Consider the following 20,311-nt stretch of genomic DNA (forward strand, 5'->3'; position numbering starts at 1 on the left):
GAGTAGGTCAGACCGCTCACGTCGCGCTGGTCGATTCCCTTGGCGCGCAAGGCCGCCGGGGCGCCGTTGACCGGTTCCTCGACCGGGGCGGGGGCGGCGGCGCCGACCGGGGAGCGCAGGCCGGGGGCTACGGCGGAGCCCGCGATGCCGGGAGGACCGGAGGACGGGCGTGGGCGTCCTACAGGTGGCGGGTGGTGTCGATGCCGAGGGACATGCCCGCCAGGCCGCGGCGGCGGACCGCGAGCTTGTCGGCGATGTCGTTGAGTACCTGGGCGGCGGCGTCGCCCGGGTTGCGCAGGACGATGGGGGTGCCCTCGTCGCCGGCCTCGCGCAGTTCCTGGGTGATCGGGATCTGGCCCAGCAGCGGCACATCGGCGCCGACCGCGCGGGAGAGCCGGTCGGCGACGGACTGGCCGCCACCGGAGCCGTACAGCTCCATCCGGGAGCCGTCGGGCAGATCCAGCCAGGACATGTTCTCCACCACCCCGGCGATGCGCTGCCGGGTCTGCAGGGCGATCGCGCCCGCTCGCTCGGCCACCTCGGCGGCGGCCGCCTGCGGGGTGGTGACGACCAGGATCTCGGCGTTCGGAACGAGCTGGGCGATCGAGATGGCGACATCGCCGGTGCCGGGCGGCAGATCCAGCAGCAGGACGTCGAGGTCGCCCCAGAACACGTCGGCGAGGAACTGCTGCAGCGCCCGGTGCAGCATCGGACCGCGCCACACCACGGGCGTGTTGCCCTGGGTGAACATCGCGATCGAGATGACCTTCACGTCGTGCGCGACCGGCGGCATGATCATCCGCTCCACCTGCGTGGGGCGCTGGTCGGTGCCGAGCATGCGCGGCACCGAGTGGCCGTAGATGTCGGCGTCGAGCACGCCCACCGAGAGCCCTCGCGCGGCCATGGCCGCCGCCAGATTCACCGTCACGCTGGATTTCCCGACGCCGCCCTTACCGGAGGCCACCGCGTACACCCGGGTCAGCGAGCCGGGCTGGGCGAAGGGGATGACCGGTTCGGCCGAATCGCCGCGCAGCTTCTTGCGCAATTCGGTGCGCTGCTCGTCGTTCATCACGTCGAGATCGACCGAGACGCCGCCGACCCCGGGAACGTCGGCGACCGCCTTCGTCACCGATTCGGTCAGCGTGGTGCGCAAGGGGCAGGCCGCCGTCGTCAGGTAGATCTCGACGTGGACGCTGCTGTCGTCGCCGACCGCGACACTCTTCACCATGCCCAGCTCGGTGATCGGTTTGCGAATCTCCGGGTCGTTCACTTTCGCGAGGGCGCCCCGCACATCCGATTCCGTAACCACTGGCATGATGCCGAGTCTAGCTGCGGCTAGATCCGGGGCAGCTGCCCGGAGTGCGGCGCGACTCCGGTGCGGTAGGCGACTTCCCAGGCCATCACGTTGGCCACGTAGGCCATCGAGTTGTTGTAGCGCATGATGGCCCGCGATTGCTGGGACAGGTCGTTCATGTCCAGGCCGCGGTCGCACAGGTACTTGCCCGCGGTGAGGGCGGCGTCGAACAGGTCCTGCGGGTCGGAGATGCCGTCGCCGTCGCCGTCGGCCGCGTACTTGCGCCAGGTTTCGGGGAGGAACTGCATCGGCCCGACGGCGCGGGTGTACGAGGACATGCCGCCGTCGAGTTCGCCGTCGGTCGCGTGCACGACCTGGTTGCCGCCGAGGCTGCCGTCGAGCACCGGTCCGTAGATCGGGTCGAGCGGGTAGCCTTTGGCGTCGGCCTTGCCGTAGGCGTGGTGCGACTCCACCTGGCCGATGCCGGCCAGCAGCGACCACGGCATGTGGCAGTTCGGATTCTCCTGTGCCAGTAGGCGTTCGGCGTTCTGATACGCCGACTGCGCGACACCGGGCAGGCCCAGCGGCCCCGCCGGGAGCGCGGCCGGTACCCGGCCGTCCGGCTGCGCAACGGTTTTCACGACCGGCGGCCCCGGATGTTTGGCGGCCCGCAGCAGGCCATCGGTGTCCGGTACCACCGCCTCCGAGTCGGCGGTGTGCTCGGAAGAATCCGGATCCTGTTGCAGCGCAGACAAAGTCGCGTGCTCGGCGGTATTGACCTCCGCCGCCGACGCCGCGCTCACGGCGACGACCCCTGCGGGGACGAGTCCGGTCAGTGCGATAACGGATCCGCGGCCGACATTTCTGACCGGCTGCTTGCGGTGACGTCCCACGGTGCGGTCGCCCTCCCATGCTCGCTGTGAGCTTTTCGTGACACAACGAGCTCAGGTTACCGCATCCGAGACCTTTTCGTTACTGCTTCGTGACCGTCTTTCGGTTTCGGTGGCCGAACAGGGGTTAAGGCGCCGGGGCGGGCAGCGGGATCACGATGCCGAAGGGCAGGGTGATGCCCGGCGCGGGCGGCGGTACCGGAGCCGCCTGCGGCGCCGGGGCCTGCTCGGCCGGGGTGGGTTCCGGTGTGAGAGCAGGGTTTTCGGCCTGTGGCTGCTCGGGTGCGGCGGCCTCCGGCGCGGGCGGTGCGGGTTGCTGCGCGTTCGGCTGTCCGGGCGCCGGGGGACTCTGCGGCGTCACGCATCCCGCCGGGGCGTTCGGATCACGCGGTGCGGCACCGGGAACCGGACCCTGGGCCTCGGCGGGTTTGCCCGGTTCGCCCGGCGCCCACTGCTGCCGAGCCTGGTCGCCCGGCTGCATGGGCTCGGGCATCGGCGCCGGGATGGCCGTCGCGGGGTCGCAGGGCTTGGGCGGCGGTGGCGGGCAGAAGATTCCGCACGGGATCGGCGGCAGGCCCGGGATGTTGATCATCACCTGGGTCTGCTGCGGCTGTGTCTGCGGGCGGACCTGTACCTGGCTCGGCGGCTGGACCGTGGTGGCCGCCGTCTCCGGCGGCGGTGTGGGCTCGGCCGGGAACCTGTTGTTGACCGCGACCATGTCCGGCCCGCTCGGCGCCTGCATGGCGCCCGGCGGGACGAGATCGGGGGAGATGGTCACCTGTGTCGGCGCGCCACCGGTCTTGTAGGCGTTGGACCAGCTCAGCACGTTGGCGGCGTAGGAAAGCGAGTTGTTGTAGCGCAGCACCGACCGCAGTTCCTGCTGTGGGTCGCGCAGATCCAGCCCGCCCGAGCAGAGGTACTTGGCCGCGGCGAGCGTGGCGTCGAAGACGTTGTTCGGGTCCGCGACGCCGTCGCCGTTGCCGTCGGAGGAGTAGTGGGTCCAGGTGCCGGGCAGGAACTGCATGGGGCCGACGGCCCGCACGTAGCCGCCGTCGGAGGCCTTGATGATCTCGTTACCGGGCAGCGTGCCGTCCAGCGAGGGGCCGTAGATGGCCCCGATGGTGGTGCCCGCCGCGTCGGTATGCCCGTTGCGGGCGTGCCCCGACTCGATGCGGCCGATGCCGGCCAGCAGGTGCCAGCTCAGCCCGCAGCCGGGCGAGGAGGACTGCATCGCCAGCTCGGCATTGCGGTAGGCGGCGAGCACGACCTCCGGAATGCCCAGCGCCCCACCGCCCGGCAGGGCGATGTCGCGCAGCGGCACGGTGCCCGCGAAGGGCGTGGTGGGCGTGGTCATCGCGCGCAGCTTGCGCGGCGGCTCGGGCGCGGCGGGCACCAGGCCGGCCGTTTGATCGGCCGTCGCGCTCTGCGGATCCGTGGCCGAGGTCGCGGCCGCGAGCTGCGCGTCCGGCGACTTGGGCGCGCTGGTGCGGACCGGCGTGTACGCCGTCGATCCCGACGCCATCAAACCCGCCACCACCAGCGCCGACACGGTAATCGGACCAGATATTCGCATCGGCACACCAATCCCCTCGTAGCCATTCGGTGACCGGCCCGCTACTGTCTGGGTCAGTCACTTCCCGCAACGTGATCCAGGTTACCCGGCGGTCAGCTCGTTGTTGTCGTTATTTGCGGTCAGTTGCCGTCAATTTGTGGCGAAATAGGTACTCGACCCCTCTTTCGATCGGTACTCTTCCGTGATTTGTCGGCTGGAACAGAATCTTCGTCGTTCCATGCGGAGTTCACCTCGAGGCGCGCCAGGGTGTCCTTGATGTCCTCGAGTTCCCGGCGCAGATAGTCCCTGGTCGCGACCTCGCCGACGGCGATCCGCAGCGCCGCCAGCTCCCGGGCCAGGAACTCGGTGTCCGCCTTGGTCTGCGCGGCGCGGGCGCGGTCCTCCTCGAGCGCGACCCGATCCCGGTTGTCCTGGCGGTTCTGCGCCAGCAGGATCAGCGGCGCGGCGTACGCGGCCTGCGTGGAGAAGGCCAGATTCAACAGGATGAACGGGTACGGGTCCCAGCGCAGCCGCACCGCGGACACGTTGAGGATCACCCACACGATCACGATGAGGGTCTGCAGCACCAGATACCGCCCGGTGCCCAGAAACCGGGCGATCCGCTCGCTGGTGCGGGCCAACGCCTCGGCATCGAAATCGAATCGGAACCGGTTCTCCACCGGTGTCTCCAGCCGGCCACGCGGCTTGTCGCTGCGCTCGGTCATGACCGCTCTCCTTCGATCGCCACCGTGCCCGCCGCGTGTTCCTCGTCCTGTTCGCGCCAGTCCTCGGGCAGCAGATGATCCAGGACGTCGTCGACGGTGACCGCGCCCAGCAGATGGTTCTCCTCGTCCAGCACCGGTCCGCACACCAGGTTGTAGGTGGCGAAGTAGCGGGTCACCGCGTTGAGCGGGGTGTCAGAGCCCAGGCAGGCCAGGTCCTTGTCCACCAGGCCGCCGACCAGGCTCGCGGGCGGTTCGCGCAGCAAGTGCTGGATGTGCACGCAGCCCAGGTAGCGGCCGGTCGGGGTGGAGGTCGGCGGGCGCACCACGAACACCATCGACGCCAGCGCCGGGGTGAGATTCGGATTTCGCACCCGGGCCAGCGCCTCGGCGACGGTCGCGGCGGGGGTCAGCACCACCGGCGCGGGCGTCATCAGGCCGCCCGCGGTGTAGGGGGAGTATTCGAGCAGGCGGCGCACCGGCTCGGATTCCTGCGGATCCATCAGCGCCAGTAGGGCTTCGGCCTCCCCGGTCGGCAGCTCGCCGAGCAGGTCGGCGGCGTCGTCGGGGTCCATCGCCTCGATCACGTCGGCGGCGCGTTCCGCACCGAGTTGCTTGACCACCTCGAGCTGGTCGGTCTCGGGCAGTTCCTGGACGACGTCGGCGAGCCGCTCGTCGTCGAGGGCGCGGGCCAGCTCGATCCGGCGCTTCTTCGGCAGCTCGCGCATCATGTGCGCGACGTCGGCCGCGCGCAGGCCCTCGTACTGCTCCAGCAGGGCGGTCACGCTCTGCCCCGGCAGGTTCAGTTCCTGCTGGGTCAGGCCGCGCACATCCGACCAGTCGACGACGTGCACCGTGCGGCGGCGGCCCAGGCGCCGGTGCCCGCGCACCGCCACCCGCGACACCAGCCAGTCGCGGGTGCGGGTCTGCTCGATGCCGAGATCGACCACGAACACGTCCACGTCCCGCACCTCCGGCCGATCCGGGTCGTCCACGCGCACCCGCGAATCGAGAATCTGTGCCAGGGCGAGCATTTCGCTGGGACGTTGCTCGAATCGGCGCAGGCTCACGGTGCCGGTGTTGAGGTTCACCGAGCCGGGCTCGATCGCGGTCACCCGCAGCATCGGCACGAAAATCCGTCTCCGCGTAGGCAGTTCCACGGCCAGGCCCAGGACCCGGGGTTGCTGCCGGTCGTAGCGGATGGAGATCACCACGTCGCGGACGCGGCCGATAGACTCCCCGTCCGGACCCAGCACCACCAGCCCCGCCAGCCGGGCGGCGAAAACCTTGGTAGCTGCCATAGTGCAAGGCTATGTGGTGCAGCGCCGGAAGCACGAACTCCAGGAGCCGCGCATGTCAACTCGCCGAACCGGCCTCGCCCCCGCCCGCCGCTCGGTGCTCGCCGTCCCCGGCAGCAACCCCAAGATGATCGAGAAGGCCAAGGGCCTGCCGGCCGACGAGATCTTCCTCGATCTCGAGGACGCGGTGGCGCCGGCGGCCAAGGCGACGGCCCGCGCGAATATCGTGGCGGCGCTGAACGAACCCGGCTGGGGCGAGCAGATCCGGGTGGTCCGGGTCAACGACTGGACCACCCAGTGGACCTACGCCGATGTCATCTCGGTGGTCGACGGCGCGGGCGCGGAGCTGGACGCGATCCTGTTGCCCAAGGTGATCGACGCCGGCCAGGTGCGGGCGCTGGATCTGCTGCTGACCCAACTGGAGAAGTCGGGCGGGCTCGAGGTCGGCCGGATCGTGATCGAGCCGCAGATCGAGAATGCCCAGGGGCTGCGCAACATCGACGAGATCGCCACCGCCAGCCCGCGGGTGCAGACGCTGGTGTTCGGCCCGGCCGACTTCATGGCCAGCATCAACATGCGCACGCTGGTCGTGGGCGAGCAGCCCGAGGGCTACGACACCGGCGACGCCTACCACCACATCCTGATGACCATCCTGCTCACCGCTCGCGCGCACGGCCTGCAGGCGATCGATGGCCCTTACCTGCAGGTGCGCGACCCCGAGGGCTTCCGGCGGGCCGCGAACCGCACGGCCGCACTGGGTTTCGACGGTAAGTGGGTGCTGCACCCGAGCCAGATCGAACTCGCCAACGAGATCTTCTCCCCGCGCCAGGCCGACTACGACCACGCCGAGGAGATCCTGGACGCCTACGCCTTCCACACCTCGCTCGAGGGCGGCGCGCGGGGCGCGGCCATGCTGGGCGACGAGATGATCGACGAGGCGAGCGCGAAGATGGCTCAGGTGATCGCGGGCAAGGGACGCGCGGCCGGGATGCGGCGCACCACCCGGTTCGTGCCCCCGGCTCCGGAAGACTGAGCGACGCGGCCCGGATCACAACCGGGAAGACTTCCGCGCGAACGTGACCCTCGTCGCGTCCGGCTCGGACACGCGGGGACGGAATATGCCTCGCGGGCGCGAGATGTCCCCGGACCTAGCATGATGGGGGATATGACCAATCCGTTGGGGAACGCGAATCGCAATCGGCCGGGTCTGCCGACGCCGCCGTCGGGCTGGCCGGTCGGGTCGTACCCGACCTACGCCGAGGCGCAGCGGGCGGTCGACTACCTGGCCGACAACCAGTTCCCGGTGGAGAACGTGACCATCGTGGGCGTGGACCTGATGCAGGTCGAGCGGGTGCTGTACCGGCTGACCTGGGGCAAGGTCATCGGCGGCGGCATGGTCTCGGGCGCGTGGCTGGGCCTTTTCCTGGGCCTGCTGCTGAGCCTGTTCACTACCGGCGGCGCGATCGGCCCGCTGGTGGTGGGCCTGGTCGGCGGTGTCATCTTCGGTGTCATCTCGACGTCGATCCCGTACGCCGCCACCCGCGGACAGCGTGATTTCGCGTCCACCATGCAGCTGGTGGCCGGGCGTTACGACGTGCTGTGCGAGCCGAAGGCCGCCGAGCAGGCCCGCGACATGCTGGCCAAGCTGGCCCTGTAGTCGATGGATGTCCTCGGCGAGGTCCGAGCCGCGGCGCTCGGGCATTTCGGTGTGTCCGCGGCCGATTCGGCCTCGGTGACGTTCCTGGGCCTGGAGCCGATCGAGATCCTGCGCGTCCCCGACGGGGAACTGGTGCACTACGTGACCCTCGGCGGCGCGCGTCACCCGATGACCGATCCCACCGCCGCCCTGGCAGATCCGGAGCGGGGCCCGCGCGCGGAACTGGTGCTGACGCTGCGCGGCGGCGTGGGCGGTCACGCCGGGCTGACCAAGGGCCTCGGCATTCTCATCGCCTCGCCCGCGGTGGAAGGCGTGGTGCTGCTACCGGACGCGCTGCTGGATCTGGGCGAGCCGCTGTGGCACGGTGCGCCGTTCACCGCGGCGCTGCTCGGCCTCGCGGACCTGCCGGAGGTTCCGCTGCCCGAACCCGCCGAGCCCGTGCGGTTCCTGTCGGTCACGCCGATCACCGCCACCGAGGCGGCCTGGGTGCGGGTGCGCGGGGCGAGCGCGCTGCGCGACGCGTGGGCGGAGGCGGGTATCGATGTGCACGACCCGGGCCGAGGCGCGGCGAACCTGTAGCGCAACACATTTCGCCCCTATAGCCAGTGGTTGCGGCGCAGCATGTACAGCAGTCCGCCGCAGACCACCAGGATGATCGCCCACACCAGCGGATACCCGTATCGCCAGTGCAACTCGGGCATGTAATCGAAGTTCATGCCGTAGATTCCGGCGGTCATGGTCGGCACGGCCGCGATGGCGACCCAGGCGGAGATCTTGCGCATGTCGGTGTTCTGCTGCACGCTCACCTTCGCCAGCACGGCGTTGATCAGCGCGCTCAGCATCTCGTCGAAGTCGCTGATGCGCTCGGCGGCGGCGGTGTGGTGGTCGGCCACGTCGCGCAGGTAGCGCCGGATCTCCTTGGGCAACGGCAGATCCGTGCTGCGCGAGAGCGTCTGCAGCGGCAGCGCGAGCGGGTTGACCGCGCGCCGCAGCTCGACCACCTCGCGCTTGAGCTGATAGACGGCCTCGGTGGTGAGACGGCTGCGGGGCGTGAAGACGGCCTCCTCCATCTCCTCGACGTCGTCCTCCACCTCCTGGGTGACCGACAGGTAGGAGTCCACGACGTGATCGGCGATCGCGTGCAGCACGGCGCCGGGCCCGAGCGCCAGCCGCTCCGGACGGTCCTCCAGATCGTGGCGCACCCCGTGCAGTCCGGTGTGCTCGCCGTGCCGCACGGTGATGACGAAATCCCGGCCCATGAAGATCATGATCTCGCCGGTCTCGACGATCTCGCTGACCGCGTGCAGATCGTGCTCCACATATTTCACCGTGCGCAGCACCAGGAACAGCACGTCGTCGTAGCGCTCCAGTTTCGGGCGCTGGCGGGCGTGCACGGCGTCCTCGGCCGCCAGCTCGTGCAGGTCGAAAGTCCTTGCCACATCGTCCATCTGGTTCTGATCCGGCGCGTGCAGCCCGACCCACACGAACCCGGCCGCGCGCTCGCGCACTTCGGCGAGCGCCTCGGCGTGGGTGAACCGGCCCGGCAGCCGGTGGCCGTCCACATAGACTGCGCAGTCGATGATCGCGCGCGCGGTCGGAACCGGGATGCGGTGCGGCGTCGGTGCGGTTCGCCCACGCCCGCGAAACGACGGCAGCGGCGGAATCTGCGGCATTGGGTGGATGCTACGCACGCTGATCGCCGAGGCCACACCACGGTTCGGCAAGATGGACAGGGTGCGCATCGACCTGCATACCCATTCCACGGCCTCCGACGGCACGGACACCCCGGCCGAACTGGTCCGCCGGGCCGCCGCGGCGGGGCTCGACGTGCTCGCCGTCACCGATCACGACACCACCTCCGGCTGGGCCACGGCCGCCGACGCCCTGCCGCCCGGCCTGACGCTGGTGCGCGGGATGGAGATGTCCTGCGTGGGAACGGGTGAGGACGGCCGGCCGGTGCCGGTACACCTCTTGGCCTATCTGTTCGATCCGGCGGACGCGGCGTTCGCCCGGGAACGCGAGCGGTTACGGGCCGAGCGCACCGAACGGGTGCGCACCATGGCCGAACGGATGGCCGCCGACGGCCTGCCGGTCGACCCGGACGAGGTCCTCGCCTCGGCGGGCCCGTCCGCCGGTCGCCCGCATCTGGCGCGCGCCCTGGTCGCCGCCGGTGTGGTGCCGACGGTGGACGCCGCCTTCGTGGACCTGCTCGCGCCGCGCGGCCGCTACTACGTCGAGAAGGCCGACACCCCGCTGCGCCGCGCGGTCGAGATGGTCGCCGCGGCGGGCGGAGTGACCGTGGTCGCGCACGCCCGGGCCCGCACGCGCGGACGGCTGCTGGCCCTCGATGACATTCGCGAACTGGCCGGGCTCGGGCTGGGCGGGCTGGAGGTCGACCATCCCGACCATCACGACGCCGACCGGGCGCTGCTGCGCGAGCTGGCCGCCGAACTCGGCCTGCTCACCACCGGATCGTCGGACTACCACGGCGCCGACAAGACCCTCCGGCTCGGCCAATTCACCACGGCCCCAGAGGACTACGAGGCACTGGTGGAGAAGGCGTCCGGGGTGCCGGTGATCGCGGCGTGAGCGGATTCGGCGGAGGCGGCCGCGAGGTCCGCGGATGAGGGTGCTGCGCGCGGTGAGCGGAGTCGTGGCCGGTGGCCTGGTGATGCTGACCCTGGTGTTGTTCGGCGCCGCGTTCATGGGCGACCGGCGCGGATTTCCGGGGCCCGGTACGGAGATGCTGGCGTGGCATATAGGGGTGTCGGTGGTGGCCGTGGCCGCGCAGATTTTCGCCGATCGGCGTCGCGGTTTCCTGGCCTTTTTCGGGTCGGTGGTCGTTTTTGTGGCGGCAGGTTACCTGTTGGTTACGCAATGGTGGAATTAGGGTGAGCGTAACGGTTGCGGTCGAATGAATTGTGGCCGAACATTTTTCTTTGTGAGCGAAATGTCGGTCGATGTGCTGGTGCTGGGTGGTGGTCCCGCCGGAATGTGGGCGGCGCTGGCCGCGGCCCGGGCCGGCGCCCGGGTGGCGGTGGTCGACAAGGGGCGTTGCGGCAGCAGCGGTCCGACCGCGAAAGGCACTGCCGCACTGTGGAATATCCCGCCCGGCCCGGCCCGCGAGGAGGCGGTGTCGCGCAGCTACCGGCACGGCGGGTGCCTGGGCGACCCGGAATGGATGGACCGGGTGCTGGCGGAGACGCACCGCCGGGTCGATCAGCTCGTGCGCTGGGGATATCGCTTTCCGGGCGACCGCGCCGGGCAGCCTTCCCGAATCTGCCTGAACGGTTCGAGATATCTCGGCCGGATGCGGCGCAGTCTGCTCATGGCCGGTGTGCGCATTCTCGATCATCACCCCGCCCTGCAATTGCTCCTCGATTCCGAGGGCGCGGTTTCCGGCGCCTCCGGGGTGCGGCCGCACGACGAATTCCGGGACTGGACCGTCCGGGCCGGCGCGGTGGTGCTGGCGACCGGCGGCTGTGCCTTCCTGTCCGGTGGCGCCGGCAGCGATGTCGACACCGGCGACGGACTGCTCATGGGCGCGGAGGTCGGCGCGGAACTGTCGGGCATGGAGTTCTCCAACGCCTACGCCCTCGCTCCGGTCGGCGATATCCGCCTGGCCGCGATCGGCGACGAGACGCCCGGCCCGCTCCCGGCGCCCGCGCCGGATATGGCCCTGCACTTCGCCACCCTCTACGACGAATCCGGCACACCGCTCGGCGGCGGCGGGCTCGGCTCGCGGGCCGCGGCGTTCGCCGCCCTCGCCGACGGCCGCCGGGTGTATGCCGCGTTGGACGAGATCCCCGGTCCGCTGCGCAAACAGTTGGCTCGAACGCCGTGGTTCGCCGCCGGGGGCAGCGATCCGGTACGGGTGCCGCTGCGCGCCGTCCTGGAGGGCACCGTGCGCGGTACCGGTGGCCTGAGAGTCGCCGGATTCGACTGCGCCACAACAGTTCCCGGGCTGTACGGCGCGGGTGACGTGACCACGCGCGAGCCCGTCACGGGCGCGGTCGGCGGTTTCGGCGGTCAGGGCGGGGCCTGGGCGATGTCGTCGGGGGTGTGGGCCGGTGCGGGCGCGGCGCGGTTCGCGAGCCACCGCGGTCCGCTGGGCCGGGCCGATCCGGCGCCCGGCGCGGGCCTGAACGCGACGGCCGGTATCGATCCGCGGGCGGTCATCGGCCTGGTGCAGGAGCACACGCTGCCGCTGCGGCGCAGCTACTGGCGCAGCGCGGGCAGCCTGCGCGACAGCATCGCCGAACTCGACGGCATGTGGCCGGTGACGGAGGTCGATCTCGGCGGCCGCGGCCCGCAGCGGCTGCGCGCCCGGCAGGCGGCGGCGTTGCTGGCGGTGGCGCGGTGGACCAAATACAGTGCCCTCGCCCGCACCGAGACCCGCGGGATGCACCGGCGCACCGACCACCCGGGCGAGGCCGGCGACTGGCGGGTCCGGTTGCGTGCCGGCGGGGTGGCGTCGGTCTGGGTGCGGCCGGAGCAGTGCGATCCCGGAACAGCGCCGCACCGCGCGGATCTCGCTCCGGCGTAACGACCTCACATCCGCTCGTCCCCGAATGGTGCGACAGTTCACCTTCTTCGGCCGCCGAACTGCGAGTTTCCGCTTACCCAGGGGTAATTCGAGGCCGCTACCCTCGGAAGATGGCAGCACTCGTCGCACAGCGATTTGGCAAGTCCGGGTCCTGGCTGGCAGAATGTTGCGGATTCCCGGCCGACGCCACCGCCCGGCCCGGGACGGTTGGTGAAATTCGGTTCGTGACGCACGGCTCCGAATCGCGAATCACCCCACTGTATTGCCCGGACCCACCCGTCCGGTTCTCGCTCGACAGATCTCTGCGGCGACCAGCGGACCGAATGCCGTCAGGCCTCCGTGACTTGCCGTGCTGTAGCTACCGCGGGGTATCGCTCCGGCATCCGCGAGCGTGCGCAGCGAACTCGTGAGTAACCCGTAAAACCACTGATCCCGATACCCGGCGGTAACCGTAAGCCGGGGTAGCCACCACCGAGCAGGAGTGAGATCGTGTCACCCGTGACTGACGCACCGAACGCCGCCACGGCGAGCCGTGAGAATGATGCGGCCAGCCTGTCCGCCATTACGCACGAAGAGATTTTCGCGGGCCATCTCGGGGGCAAGCTCTCGGTGGAACTGACCGCCCCGCTGGACACTCAGCGCGATCTGTCGATCGCCTACACCCCGGGCGTCGCGGAGGTCAGCCGTGCGATCGCCAAGGACGAACAGCTGGCCAAGCGCTACACCTGGACCGACCGGCTGGTCGTGGTCGTCTCCGACGGCACCGCCGTGCTCGGCCTGGGCGACATCGGCCCGCGCGCGTCGCTGCCGGTGATGGAGGGCAAGGCCGCGCTGTTCAAGAAGTTCGCCGGCCTGGACTCGATCCCGCTCGTGCTCGACACCAAAGACGTCGACGAGATCGTGGAGACCCTGATCCGGCTGCGCCCGAGCTTCGGCGCGGTGAACCTGGAGGACATCTCCGCGCCGCGCTGCTTCGAGATCGAGCGCCGGGTCATCGAGGCGCTGGACTGCCCCGTGATGCACGACGACCAGCACGGCACCGCGATCGTGGTGCTGGCCGCGCTGAACGGCGCCGCCAAGGTGCTGGGCCGCGACATCTCGGGCATGAAGGTCGTGGTGTCCGGCGCCGGTGCGGCCGGTGTCGCGTGCACCAACATCCTGCTGGCGGCGGGCGTCTCCGACATCGTGGTGCTGGACTCCCGCGGCATCGTCGGCCGGGACCGCTCCGACCTGAACGCGGTGAAGGCCGAGCTGGCCGAGCGGACCAACCCGCGCGGGCTGTCCGGCGGCCCCGCCGAGGCGATGGCCGGGGCCGACGTGTTCCTGGGCCTGTCGGCGGGCACTATCGCGGAGGACCTGATCGCGTCGATGGCGCCGGAGTCGGTCGTGTTCGCTATGTCCAACCCGGACCCGGAGATCCACCCGGAGATCGCGCACAAGTACGCCGCCGTCGTGGCCACCGGCCGCAGCGACTTCCCGAACCAGATCAACAACGTGCTCGCCTTCCCCGGCGTCTTCAAGGGCGCGCTCGACGCGGGCGCCCGGCGCATCACCGAGGGCATGAAGGTCGCCGCGGCCAACGCGATCTTCAGCGTCGTCGCCGACGAGCTGGCCCCCGACAAGATCATCCCGAGCCCGCTGGACCCGCGCGTCGCCCCGGCGGTCGCGGAGGCCGTCGCCGCCACCGCGCGCGCGGAAGGTGTTGCGTAACAAGCTGTTTCGCCGACAAAGGCGCTCGTCCAGTGCGGACGGGCGCCTTTCGCGTTTTCCGCGGGCGGCGGCCCCTGTTGACATATGCAGGTAAATACCTGCATTATCGGGGTGTGAGCCTCGAAGAGCGGATGATGGACGCGGTGTTCAAGGCGCTGGCCGATCCCACGCGGCGGTTGCTGCTGGACCGGCTGCGTGAGCACAACGGGCAGACGCTGCGCGAGTTGTGCGAGCGGTTGGACATGGCGCGGCAGTCGGCCACCCAGCATCTCGACATCCTCGTGCGCGCCGGTCTCGTCACCGTCGTCCGGCGCGGCCGGGAACGGCTGCACTATCTCAATCCGGCGCCCATTCACGACATCGAGCAACGCTGGATCTCCGTCTTCGACAAGCCCCGTTTACAGACAATCGACGCCATCAAGAACCGAGCCGAGGAGTACGCCATGATCACCGACACCACCACCGTGCCGAACTACGTCTACGTCACCTACATCCGCGCCAGTGCCGAGCAGGTGTGGCAGGCGCTGACCGACGCCGACCTGACCGCCCGCTACTGGGGTCATGCGAATGTGTCGGACTGGCAGCCGGGTTCGGCGTGGGAGCACCGCCGCGCCGACGGCTCCGGCGCGGTCGACGTCACCGGAAAGGTGCTCGAGGCCGAGCCGCCGACCCGGCTCGTCCTCACCTTCGAGGATTCACCGGAGGAGGCGGCCGGGCGCGAACCCTCGGTGGTCACCTTCCGCGTCGAACCGCACGAGGACATCGTCCGCCTCACGGTGACGCACGAGAATCTGCCCAATCGCGAGATGCACCAGGGCATCTCGGACGGCTGGCCCGCCGTCCTCGCCAACCTCAAGTCGCTGCTGGAGACCGGCGAGGTGCTCCCGCAGGCTCCCTGGGAGATGTCGAAAGCTCACGCCTGAGCGCCGGCGCGAATCGAGCAGACATCATGGATACCGCCCCACTGCGAACCGCCTACCGTGTGTTGCTGGACGCTGCCGCGGAGGTGAGCGACGCGGGCGACACGTGCCGGATTCCGCCCGCCGGTGAATGGAACGCTGAACAGATATTGGCGCATGTATCTCTCATCACGGCCGCGACCATCGCCGCCGCGAGTGCGGTCGCGGCCGGAGCGAACACTGTCTTCGACAATCGGACGGCTCAGGACAGCTGGACGATCCGGCGCGTGATCGACCGCGCGGGCGGCGGCCCCGGCCTGCGTGACAGGATTCGGCAGCAAGGAGAGATCCTCTGCGGGTTCGGCGGGGCGGCGCTGAGTGATGCGGAGCTGAAAACCCCCGTTCCGGCATTGCTGCTGTCCGCCGGGACCGTCCTGGTCGACGGGCCGGTCCCGCTGCGGGAGCTGATCGCCGGCCTGGCGGAGGCCGAACTCCCCGGGCACACAACGCAATTGCTGGCACTGCTACCGGAGCGGTCGCCTGCTTGATGCGGTGCCGTCGAAGATGTAGCGGCCCAGCCCGCCGAGGTCGACGTAGGCGGCGGTGGCGACGACCTGCAGGGTGGGCCGAGCGCAGGCCGGTCAGCAGCACCTGGCGTTCGGTCATCCCTACGGCGCGGCAGGCGTCGACCACATTCGGATCCACGTTGGCGATTCCGGCGTAGGCGCCGGCCAGCAGTGGCGGGATACCGACGGTGAGCAACGCCAGCAGCGGGGGTCGTGGAGTTCACTGCGGGTCCTTCGGCCCCGGGCGCTGGCGGGCGGGGCGTCGCACTCCGACTACGATTCGTCTGCGGACGGCCACCCACTGGTCGTCCATACTGTCAGCCGCGTGTCGTTCTTACTATCTATCGGGAGTGGGTGTCGCCGGATGGTGTTGGCCGCATCGGTGCGGATGTCGGCCCGCGCGGTGGTCGCGGTGGTGGCCGCCACGCTGGTTGTTTCCTGTTCGGACGGCGATTCCGAGGTGGCGGTCACGGTGGGCGCCGGGAATTCCGCTCAGTCCGAACTGATCTCCGAGATCTACGCCGGGGCGCTGGCCCGCGGCGGTACGCACACCGCCACCCGCGCCCGGCTCGGGCAGCGCGGCGACTATCTGGCCGCCCTCGACGCCGGCACGGTGCAACTGGTCGGCGACGACAGCGGCGACCTGCTGAGCGCCCTGGACTCGGGTTCCCGCGCGCGGCTGCCCGACAAGCTCGCCGCCGCGGCCGCCACCACGACGACGCCCGCACCCGGCGCGAAGCCCGTCCCCGATGTGTCGGACGCGGTCAGCCGCGCGCTGCCCGAGGGCTTGGCGGTGTCCGATATCGCCGACGGCACCGATCTGCGTCCGGCCTTCGTATTCTCGCCCGAGCACGCTCAGCGGTTCCCCGACTCGCTGGCGGAGCTGGCACCGCACTGCGGCGAACTGACCGTCGGCATCGCCACCGGCAGCGAACTGGACCCGCTGCGCCGTTCCCCCGACCCGCGGCACGACGTCCTCGACCCGCTGCACGCCGTCTACGGCTGCGACATCACGCACTACTCGGTCTATCCGAGCGACTCGGAACTCCGGAAAGCGTTGCGGGACGGGCAGGTTCATGCCGGTGTGCTGACCGCTCCGGCGGCCCTGCTGCCCGGCGGCGCCGGTGAGCTGGTGCCGATCGCCGACCCCGACTACGCCTTCCGCGCTCGGAGCGTCCTCCCGCTGTTCCGCAAGGGCGCGCTCAGCGGGCGTCAGATCAAACAGCTCAACAAGGTCGCCGGGGAACTCACCACCGACGACCTCACCGAGCTGGTCCGGCGCCTGCGCGACGAGCACGCCGCGGCCGCCGACCTGGCCCGCACCTGGCTGGACTCGCACGACCTCTGAGCGCGGCACGCCCGGGGCCGGTGCCGGGGCGGCATCCCGGGCCGGGCGTAAAGTCGGAGAGAGATCGCCGACTATCCGGGGGTCCGCATGATCTTGGTAGTTGTACTGGGAGTGCTGGCCGCGTTCCTGTTCGCCACGGCCGGTTTCCTGCAGCAGCGAGCGGCCCGCGAGGTGGTGGCGGAACAGCCGCGGGCCGCGCGGGTTCCGGGCCTGTCGATGCTGATGCGCCGCCTGGTGCGGAGCCGGACCTGGCTGCGGGGCTGGCTGACGAACCTCGCCGGATTTCTCACCCAGGCCGCGGCGCTGCAGGTCGGCTCGGTCGCCGCCGTACAACCCCTGATGTCGACCCAGCTGCTGTTCGCGGTGCCGCTGGAGGCGGCCGGACGGCAGCGGCGGCCGCTGCCCCGGGACCTGCTCTACGCGCTGCTGGTGTGCGCGGGGCTGGCGGTGCTGTTCAGCGTGGAGGGCGCCGCACCGCTGTCGGGGGAGCCGGAACGGTCGCGCGTGCTGCTGGCGACGGTCTCGGCGGCCGGACTGGTCGTGCTGCTGGCCGCGGCCAGCACCCGCTGCTCGATCCGCGTCGCGGCCAATCTGGTCGCCGTCGCCGCGGGCATCTGCTTCGCGATGAGCGCGGTATTCATGAAGCTCACCACCGACGACCTGCTGCATCGCGGAATTCCGGCGACCGCGGTGGACTGGCCGGGATATCTGTTGGCGCTGTCCACACTGAGCGGCCTGCTGCTGGAACAGGCCGCGTTCGCCGCGGGACCGCTGCCCTGGGCGATCGCGGCGATGAGCGTCACCAATCCGGTGACCAGCTACGTCGTCGGCATTCTGGCCTTCCAGGTCACGATTCCCCTCGATCCCGGCGCGCTGGCCGGAATCGCGATCGCCGGCGCGCTGATGGCCTGGGGGATCGCCGGACTCGCGCATTCCCCGCTGGCGCAGGCCTTCTACGACAACACCGAAGCGTCCCCGGAGGACGAATATGCGCTGCGTTCGGACGGCGTAGGCGATTGCCCGGACGGCGGGAAAGCGGGCGAGGGCGGCCGCTGAAAAGCGCGACGCGCCGATAAATCAGCCTGCCAAGAGATCTTATCGAGCCGTGTCGGCTGTGTTATTACGGTTGACGTGGGCAATCCATCGCGGCCCGTCCTGTGGCGGGACATCGCGGTCGGGCTGGTCGTGTTCGGGCTGTATCTGCTGGTCGATACGCTGCACAGCCCGGAGCGGCGAGTCGCGGCCGATCGGCACGCGCGCTCGCTGTTCGATCTCGAGCAGCGGTCGCACCTGGATGTGGAACTCTCGCTGAATCGGTGGCTGGCCGCGCACGAGGGACTCGCCACCATCGCGAACTACGAATACGCCTTCACCTACATCGTCACCGCGTTCGTGCTGCTGTTCTGGATGTATTTCCGCAGACCTGCCGACTATCCCCGGGCCCGCGACTCGTTTCTGCTGTTGAATGTGCTCGCCATCGCCTGTTTCGCGGTCTATCCGGTGACGCCGCCGCGGCTGCTGCCGGATCTGGGCTTCGTCGATACCGTTGTCGCGGGCGATACCTGGGGTTCGTGGGGGACTCCGATGGTCGACGGCAGCAATCAACTGGCGGCGGTGCCGTCGTTGCACGTGGGGTGGGCGCTGTGGGTGAGCGTGGTGCTGGCGCGGATCGCCGGCGGCCTGGTGGTGCAGCTGCTCAGCGCGCTGCACGTGCTGATCACGGTGTACGTCATCGTCGCGACCGCGAACCACTTCGTGGTCGACGCCGTCATCGCGGCGGCGTTCGTGGCGGCGAGCATCGCGCTGGTCGACCGCTGGTATGCCCGGCCGCCCGTGGTGCCGCCCGCCGACGCCTTCTTCCTGCATATCGAGGACGCCGGGCTACCGCAGCAGGTCGGCGGCATGGTGGTGCTGCACCCCCGCCCGGACGGCGGTCCGCGCGTCGAGGAGATTCGGGCGCTGGTCCGGGGCGAACTCGAGCACCTGCCGCGCTTCCGCCAGCGGCTGCGGCTCGCCGGTCGGTTCCGCCGCGCGCGCTGGGTCGACTCGGAGATCGACTGGGACTGGCATGTCACCGAGCGGGTCGTCGATGCCGCCGTGGCGCCGGGCGCCGACGGCACGCCGTGGACCGCGGATATCGCCTTGCTGGTCACCGAGCTGGCGGGCGAGCCGCTGCCGCGCGATCGGCCGCTGTGGCGGCTGGTGCTGGTGCGGGACGGGACGGTTGGGGTGGTGGGCGTGGTGCTGCTGCTGCATCACACCGTCGCGGACGGCGTCGGGACGGTGGTGCAGGCGCTGCACCTGTTGCGGCCCCGGGTCGATCTGACCGTCGGCGACCGGCGCGGGCCCGGCCGGGCCGCGACCGCGGTGGCGACCGCGACCGGGTTCGCTCAGCTCGCGACCGACGCGCGTCCCGCCGGGCGGCTGCCCGCCGGGTCCACGCACCGCGCCTTCGCCGTGGTCGGGCTGGACCTGGAAACCGTTCGGGCAGTGGCGCGTTCGCGGCGGGCGCGGGTCACCGACGTGCTGCTCACCGTCATGGTCTGCACCCTGCAGCGGATGCGGCCGGAGTGGGCGGGCCCGCTGCGGGACCGGCTGCGGGTGGCGGTGCCGCTGATGGTCCGCGAGCCGTCGTCGGCGGCCGAGGGCAACCTCACCGCCGCGGTCATGACCGACGTGCCGTTCGCCCCCGCCGCTCCCGCCGACCTGCTGGACGACATCCGGGCCCGCAGTTCCCGCCTGCACAGCGGAACCCGGGCGCTGGCTTCGCATTTCGTCATGGGCACCGGACTGCGGCTGCTGCCGGAGCCGGTGGTCGGCTGGTTCGCCCGTAATGTGTACGGCGGCGGGTTCTTTCACGCCATCGTGTCGAACATGGCCGGGCCCGAGGGGGAGATGACCTTCGCGGGTCTGCCGATCGCCCAGGTGTTCCCCATCCTGCCGCCGGCGCCGGGCGTGCCGCTGGTGGCGGGCGTGCTGAGTTGGCGCGGGGTGCTGGGGATCGGTGTGTCGGCCGATCCGGCGTTGCTGGATCCGGCGGTCTTCGCCGCCGAGTTGCCCAGGGTGCTGGCCGAATTGGACACGCCCGCCGTGGTCGCCGATCCGCGCCCGCCGGTACCTTCCGGCGAGTAGTCTGAGCCGACTGATCAAGCCGTCGCGGCGTTGCGACGGGTCGACAGGCCCGGCAGCGCCGTCCAACCGACCCATCGAGGGAGGCGGGGCATGTTCGACCGGGACATGTGCACCCGAACCGCGGCGTTGCTCGCCGCCTGCGCGCTGACCATCCTGCCGGCCGTCACGGCCTGCGGCGGCTCCGACGACGAGTCCGACGCCGCCGGAACCACCGGCCCACCCTCGGTGACCGAGGCGGTCACCCGCAGCTACGAGCGCTTCTTCGACGGCGGCACCGACGCCGAGGAGAAGATGGCGGTGCTGGAGAACGGCAAGGCGTTCGCCGACACGATCAACGCCCAGGCCGATTCGCCGATGTCCAAGTCCACCGCCGCGACCGTCTCCGCCGTGGCCGGCACCGGCACCGACCATGCCGACGTCACCTACACCATCCTGATGGGCGGCAAACCGGCCCTGGCGAACCAACCGGGCTCGGCGATCTACCAGGACGGCACGTGGAAGGTCACCGCCGCCACCTTCTGCGCCCTATTGACCTTGCAGGGCAACCCACCCGCGGTCTGCGCCACTACCGCACAGCCCGCCCCCGGCGCGCCTACCCCGGCTTCACCCGCCCCCGGCGCGCCCGCTCCGGCCGCACCCACCGCGGGGCCGTCTGTCTCCTCTTCCGATGTGGTGCCGGGCAACTGACCGGGCGGGA

At 70.6% G+C, this 20,311-nt stretch carries 19 protein-coding genes and 1 pseudogene; 13 read left to right on the plus strand and 7 right to left on the minus strand.

Annotation, left to right across the window (positions count from 1 at the left end; all coding sequences use genetic code 11):
- Positions 1-178: 178 nt before the first annotated feature.
- The 5 genes from QH470_RS03820 to QH470_RS03840 form a co-directional block, all read right to left on the minus strand.
- Positions 179-1,315 (minus strand): Mrp/NBP35 family ATP-binding protein, encoded by a 1,137-nt coding sequence (locus QH470_RS03820; protein ID WP_280270845.1) that lies wholly within the window; start codon positions 1,313-1,315, stop codon positions 179-181.
- 20 nt (positions 1,316-1,335) lie between these two features.
- Positions 1,336-2,187 carry a lytic transglycosylase domain-containing protein gene (locus tag QH470_RS03825; RefSeq protein WP_280270846.1) on the minus strand — a complete coding sequence of 284 codons (852 nt, stop codon included), beginning with the start codon at positions 2,185-2,187 and terminating at the stop codon, positions 1,336-1,338.
- A gap of 124 nt (positions 2,188-2,311) precedes the next feature.
- The gene (locus QH470_RS03830; RefSeq protein WP_280270847.1) at positions 2,312-3,757 is read right to left on the minus strand and encodes a lytic transglycosylase domain-containing protein; all 1,446 of its coding nucleotides are present in this window, start codon (positions 3,755-3,757) and stop codon (positions 2,312-2,314) included.
- Between the two features lie 119 nt (positions 3,758-3,876).
- On the minus strand, positions 3,877-4,461 hold the full coding sequence (locus QH470_RS03835) for a DUF1003 domain-containing protein (RefSeq protein ID WP_280270848.1): 585 nt from the start codon (positions 4,459-4,461) through the stop codon (positions 3,877-3,879).
- Positions 4,458-5,759 (minus strand): magnesium transporter MgtE N-terminal domain-containing protein, encoded by a 1,302-nt coding sequence (locus QH470_RS03840; protein ID WP_280270849.1) that lies wholly within the window; start codon positions 5,757-5,759, stop codon positions 4,458-4,460. Before QH470_RS03840 ends, QH470_RS03835 begins: the two co-directional genes overlap by 4 nt.
- Positions 5,760-5,811: 52 nt before the next feature.
- On the opposite strand from QH470_RS03840, the gene QH470_RS03845 reads away from it, so the two are divergent.
- The 3 genes from QH470_RS03845 (at position 5,812) to QH470_RS03855 (ending at position 7,992) form a co-directional block, all read left to right on the plus strand.
- Positions 5,812-6,789 carry an HpcH/HpaI aldolase/citrate lyase family protein gene (locus tag QH470_RS03845; RefSeq protein WP_280270850.1) on the plus strand — a complete coding sequence of 326 codons (978 nt, stop codon included), beginning with the start codon at positions 5,812-5,814 and terminating at the stop codon, positions 6,787-6,789.
- A gap of 132 nt (positions 6,790-6,921) precedes the next feature.
- Positions 6,922-7,413, plus strand: coding sequence for a YflT domain-containing protein (locus QH470_RS03850; protein WP_187687016.1), 492 nt, complete (start codon positions 6,922-6,924; stop codon positions 7,411-7,413).
- 3 nt (positions 7,414-7,416) lie between these two features.
- The gene (locus tag QH470_RS03855) at positions 7,417-7,992 is read left to right on the plus strand and encodes a suppressor of fused domain protein (RefSeq protein ID WP_280270851.1); all 576 of its coding nucleotides are present in this window, start codon (positions 7,417-7,419) and stop codon (positions 7,990-7,992) included.
- Positions 7,993-8,009: 17 nt separating this feature from the next.
- Here the strand turns inward: QH470_RS03855 and QH470_RS03860 are convergent, their stop codons facing one another.
- A complete protein-coding gene (locus tag QH470_RS03860) occupies positions 8,010-9,086 on the minus strand; it encodes a magnesium and cobalt transport protein CorA (protein ID WP_280270852.1) in 1,077 nt (358 codons plus the stop codon).
- Positions 9,087-9,147: 61 nt separating this feature from the next.
- Between QH470_RS03860 and QH470_RS03865 the strand changes: the two genes are divergently transcribed.
- The 6 genes from QH470_RS03865 (at position 9,148) to QH470_RS03890 (ending at position 15,116) form a co-directional block, all read left to right on the plus strand.
- Entirely contained in the window at positions 9,148-10,002 is an 855-nt protein-coding gene (locus QH470_RS03865) for a PHP domain-containing protein (RefSeq protein ID WP_280270867.1), read from the plus strand.
- 34 nt (positions 10,003-10,036) lie between these two features.
- Complete coding sequence (locus tag QH470_RS03870; protein ID WP_280270853.1) at positions 10,037-10,303, plus strand: hypothetical protein; 267 nt, start codon at positions 10,037-10,039, stop codon at positions 10,301-10,303.
- Positions 10,304-10,363: 60 nt separating this feature from the next.
- On the plus strand, positions 10,364-11,959 hold the full coding sequence (locus QH470_RS03875; RefSeq protein ID WP_280270868.1) for an FAD-dependent oxidoreductase: 1,596 nt from the start codon (positions 10,364-10,366) through the stop codon (positions 11,957-11,959).
- Positions 11,960-12,511: 552 nt separating this feature from the next.
- The gene (locus QH470_RS03880) at positions 12,512-13,669 is read left to right on the plus strand and encodes an NAD(P)-dependent malic enzyme (RefSeq protein WP_280270869.1); all 1,158 of its coding nucleotides are present in this window, start codon (positions 12,512-12,514) and stop codon (positions 13,667-13,669) included.
- A 134-nt stretch (positions 13,670-13,803) separates the two neighbouring features.
- Positions 13,804-14,592 (plus strand): ArsR/SmtB family transcription factor, encoded by a 789-nt coding sequence (locus QH470_RS03885; protein ID WP_280270870.1) that lies wholly within the window; start codon positions 13,804-13,806, stop codon positions 14,590-14,592.
- A 26-nt stretch (positions 14,593-14,618) separates the two neighbouring features.
- Positions 14,619-15,116, plus strand: a complete 498-nt coding sequence (locus QH470_RS03890; RefSeq protein ID WP_280270854.1) for a hypothetical protein — start codon at positions 14,619-14,621, stop codon at positions 15,114-15,116.
- Here QH470_RS03890 and QH470_RS03895 read toward each other — a convergent pair.
- A pseudogene (locus QH470_RS03895) lies at positions 15,117-15,345 on the minus strand (ABC transporter permease); the annotation flags it as partial.
- A gap of 153 nt (positions 15,346-15,498) precedes the next feature.
- On the opposite strand from QH470_RS03895, the gene QH470_RS03900 reads away from it, so the two are divergent.
- The 4 genes from QH470_RS03900 to QH470_RS03915 all read left to right on the plus strand — a co-directional run bounded on the left by QH470_RS03900 (position 15,499) and on the right by QH470_RS03915 (position 20,301).
- The gene (locus tag QH470_RS03900; protein WP_280270855.1) at positions 15,499-16,482 is read left to right on the plus strand and encodes a glycine betaine ABC transporter substrate-binding protein; all 984 of its coding nucleotides are present in this window, start codon (positions 15,499-15,501) and stop codon (positions 16,480-16,482) included.
- Positions 16,483-16,569: 87 nt separating this feature from the next.
- Positions 16,570-17,538: a DMT family transporter gene (locus tag QH470_RS03905; protein ID WP_280270856.1), complete on the plus strand. Its 969-nt coding sequence runs from the start codon at positions 16,570-16,572 to the stop codon at positions 17,536-17,538.
- Between the two features lie 75 nt (positions 17,539-17,613).
- Positions 17,614-19,614 carry a bifunctional phosphatase PAP2/O-acyltransferase family protein gene (locus tag QH470_RS03910; RefSeq protein ID WP_280270857.1) on the plus strand — a complete coding sequence of 667 codons (2,001 nt, stop codon included), beginning with the start codon at positions 17,614-17,616 and terminating at the stop codon, positions 19,612-19,614.
- Between the two features lie 90 nt (positions 19,615-19,704).
- Positions 19,705-20,301, plus strand: a complete 597-nt coding sequence (locus tag QH470_RS03915) for an MTB12 C-terminal domain-containing protein (RefSeq protein WP_280270858.1) — start codon at positions 19,705-19,707, stop codon at positions 20,299-20,301.
- The last annotated feature ends 10 nt before the right edge of the window (positions 20,302-20,311 follow it).

Source organism: Nocardia wallacei, assembly GCF_029868745.1.
Lineage (GTDB): Bacteria > Actinomycetota > Actinomycetes > Mycobacteriales > Mycobacteriaceae > Nocardia > Nocardia wallacei_B.